3 protein-coding genes and 1 pseudogene are annotated in these 3,551 nt (G+C 71.5%); all 4 read right to left on the reverse strand.

Translation table 11 applies throughout. From position 1 onward, the window contains the following. Positions 1–4: 4 nt before the first annotated feature. Complete coding sequence (locus HKK72_RS37485; protein WP_187239138.1) at positions 5–349, reverse strand: sec-independent translocase; 345 nt, start codon at positions 347–349, stop codon at positions 5–7. 88 nt (positions 350–437) lie between these two features. After that, positions 438–1,988, reverse strand: a complete 1,551-nt coding sequence (locus tag HKK72_RS37490; protein WP_187239139.1) for a S1C family serine protease — start codon at positions 1,986–1,988, stop codon at positions 438–440. A 111-nt stretch (positions 1,989–2,099) separates the two neighbouring features. Next, a complete protein-coding gene (locus tag HKK72_RS37495) occupies positions 2,100–3,098 on the reverse strand; it encodes a sigma-E factor regulatory protein RseB domain-containing protein (RefSeq protein ID WP_187239140.1) in 999 nt (332 codons plus the stop codon). Positions 3,099–3,306: 208 nt separating this feature from the next. Next, positions 3,307–3,551 (reverse strand): annotated as a pseudogene (locus HKK72_RS37500) (hypothetical protein); the annotation flags it as partial.

A 3,551-nucleotide genomic window follows, 5' to 3' on the forward strand; every position in this document is an offset into this window, starting at 1 on the left:
GGTCCTACGTCGCCTCGGAGTCGAAGGGGGGACGGTCGCCGTAGTCGAGGGCGGACGCGGTCGGAACGGCATCGAGGTCGCTCTTGAAGTCGTCGGCCTTGAAGTCATCGTCGAGGTCGTCGAACAGGTGCTTTCTGACGAAGTTCCTCGGGTGCAGGTCCGTGACGTCGAAATCGGCGAACTCGGGGCCCAGGCCTTCTTTGAGATCACGCTGGGCCGTGTTGGCCATCTCGCGCAGTTGCCGAAGGGCACGGCCGGCCTGGCTGGCGGCCTTGGGCAGCCGGTCTCCGAAGATGACCAAGGCGAGTACGACGAGAACCAGCATCTCGCCGAGTCCTACGTCGAACACCCAATCCTCCACGAGAGCCTGAGGGGCCGGACCGACCCGGTCCGGCCACCCCAGCGTATCCTTGGCCGCGGTTAACTCGTACTGAACATCAGTTCGCTTCGCCCAGCGTGATGTCGACCGTTCTCTCGTCGGATCCCCGCTTGTAGCTGATCTTCACCTTGTCGCCGGGTGCGCGGCTGCGGATCATGGCGAGCAGGTCGGTCGGGCCGGCGACGGGCTTCCCGTCGAACGCCGTGATGATGTCGCCGGGCTTCAGCCCCGCCCGGTCGGCCGGACCGCCCTTGACGAGCGGCTGCTGGCCCTCCTGGGCGCTCTGGGCGATGCGCACCCCGGTGCCCTGGTACTGCAGGTCCATGGTGGCGCCGATCCTCGCGTGCGACGCCTTGCCGCTGTTGATGATCTGCTCGGCCACCCGCTTGGCCTGGTTGATCGGGATGGCGAAGCCGAGGCCGATGCTGCCGCCCTGGCTCTGGCCGCCGCCGAAGCCGCCCCCGCCGCCGAGGGTGGCGATCGCCGTGTTCATGCCGATGACCCGGCCCTGCGAGTCGACCAGCGGGCCACCGGAGTTGCCCGGATTGATGGCGGCGTCGGTCTGGATGGCGTTGAGCACCGACGAGTCACCGCCCTCACCGTTGGTGGGCACCGCCCGGTTCACCGAGCTGATGATCCCCGTGGTGACCGACCCCTGCAGTCCGAGGGGCGATCCGATCGCGATGACCGAGTCGCCGACCGCGATGTCGTCGGAGTTGCCGAGTTGCAGGGCCGGCAGCCGGTTGGTGGTCGCCGGCTTGAGCACGGCGACGTCGGAGCTCGGGTCCCGCCCTACGACGGTGGCCGTGGTGGTCTTCTGATCGTTGAAGACGACCTGGAGGCTTCCGCCGGCCGCGGGGGCGACCACGTGGTTGTTGGTGATGATGTAGCCGTCCCGGACGATGAAGCCCGTACCGGCGCCGCTCTCACCGTTGCCGCCCTGCACCTTGATCATGACGACGCTGGGCAGCAGCCGCTGGGCCACCCCGGCGACCGTACCCGCCGGGCGGCTCTTGTTGCCGGGAGCGCTGGACGTGCCGCCGAGGTCGACCGAGCCGCCGCTGCCGGTGTCGTTGCCGCCGGTGGCGATCACGCCGACGCCGGCTCCGACCGCGCCTGCCACGAGCGCCACGACGAGCGCCACCAGGGCGAGCACGCCGAGACCGGGCCCGCCGCGCGGCGGGGCCGGGGGCGACGGGGCGGGCGCCCAGTTGGGTCCGTTGCCCGGACCGCCGAAGCCGGTCGGGGGCGCTCCGTGCCCGATCGGCGGCCCGCCGGGGCCGGGTGGCGGGCCACCGAACGGCGTCCTGGCGGGCGGCGGCGCGGGGTGCTGCTGCGGCCAGCCGTACGGCGGGACGCCGCCCTGCTCCTGGTTATGAGGTACGAACGCGGGCCGCGGCGGCCGCGGGTGATCGAAGCCGCCAGGCGGATCAGCAGGCCCAGAGACCAGTAGTTTGTCCGCCGGAGACGGCGGAGCATGCTGCTCGGCGGGCGCGTCCGGAGGGGCGAAGCCCCACTCGTCCGCCGGTGCGTTTTCGGGGCTCCGCGGCGCCTGCTGCTCCTCTTCCTGCGACGGCGTACCGACAGACCCGCGGTTGTGTTCCGTCATCCCCGTCTCTCCTTGCGAGCGTGATTCCTCGTCCTAAGACCATGGTGCCCGGCACGGCATGTGGTGAGCATAAGACCTTCCGCAACCGGAGTGCGCGAGCCCCGAACCCTTTCAGCCAAAGGGATTCAGCCGCCCGAACCCCCGCCCGAGGCGCTCCCAGAAACCGGACCCGCCATGGGGCAGCGCGGCCACGATGGCGTCGGAAGTCCCTTCGGGGGCGTCCGCCAGAACCGTGTAGACGTATCCGCCGTCTCCCCAGACGGCCCATCTGTGGAGCGCGTCCTGCTGAAAGACCGTATGTCCTTCGGTGATCTCGCGCTTCCAGCGAGAGAACCGCCGTTCGTCGAGCCGGCCCGGCTGGACGAACACAGATACCACCGACAGCCCGTCGGAGTAGCTGAGGTGCACCACCCCGCCGGACCTCCGGGCCTCGCGGAGGCTGAGCCCTCCGGGGAGGCCCCGCGGGAGCGTCCAGCCACGATCGCGCAGGTCTTTGAGTTCGCCCGTGGCGAGCAGGCGCCCGGGCGGCGTGGCGACCGTGTGCCGGCCTGCGGTCCCCTCCCCCGGCCGGATGACCCGCAGCGAGCGGAAGCCTGTGACGTTGGCCACCCGTCCTACCGGGTCGAGCAGTTCGCGATGCAGCATCAGGCCGGTGTCGCGGTCGATCCAGAACCGGCCCGCGGGCGAGCCGTCGGCGCGGCGGGCCTCGATGACGTGCGCGGTGCGGCCGCAGACCGAACCGTCCTTCGCCCGCACGACGGAGTAGTTGCGGGCCAGCAGGTCGAGCATGGGAGCGGTGAAGCCGCCGAGCCCGCCGTGGACCTCCTCAGAGCCGGCCTGACGGGCGACCGGGCTCCGGTCGACTGAGCTGCCGCGCACGAACGTCCCGGCCCCGATGTTGTGCGAAACGCGCTCCTGCGCGGTCGCGGCGGCCTTGCCACTCCAGGTCGTCGTGATCTGGGTGCCCTCATAGGCGGTGGTGCGGGCGGCCCCGGCCGCTCCGCTCAGCATCCTGAGGGCGTCAGGGTCGCTCCCGGGACGGGGGGCGGCGACGGCGTCGCCCGCGGTCATCAGCCAGAGCAGGAGCAGAGCGGTCGCGACTCCCCCCACGACCCATGGGTTATGGCCCGTGCAGTCGCCTGATGAAAGAGCCGGGCCGCGAGCCGCTGAAACGGCCGGGCTGTCGGCCGGTGCGCTCACCCGAGTCGCGTCGTGCGACCCCTGTCCGCAGGCCACGTGGGTGCGGCGCATTTCTCCCTCGGCTGTTCGGTCGGTCGGTCGGTCGGGTCACGTCACATCACGTCCGGCGGGCGGAACGTCAGGGTCCGGCGGGATGATCTCGGAGCACGGTCGGATCGGCGATCGACACGTCACCCGACGTCAGCGCGTGTTCGACGGCGAACTGCTCCAGCGCCGGCGTGACCGGCGGCAGCCGTTCCGGCTGGGCTCCCGCGGCGAACGACACGGCCCCCACGCCGAGAACCGCGAGCGTCGCCGCGCCGGCGATGAGATAGCGGCCTCGCGGCGCCGAGCGGCCGGCGGCGGCCACGGGTCCGCGGAGCG

The organism is Actinomadura sp. HBU206391, assembly GCF_014323665.1.
In the GTDB taxonomy this organism is placed as follows: Bacteria; Actinomycetota; Actinomycetes; order Streptosporangiales; family Streptosporangiaceae; genus Actinomadura_C.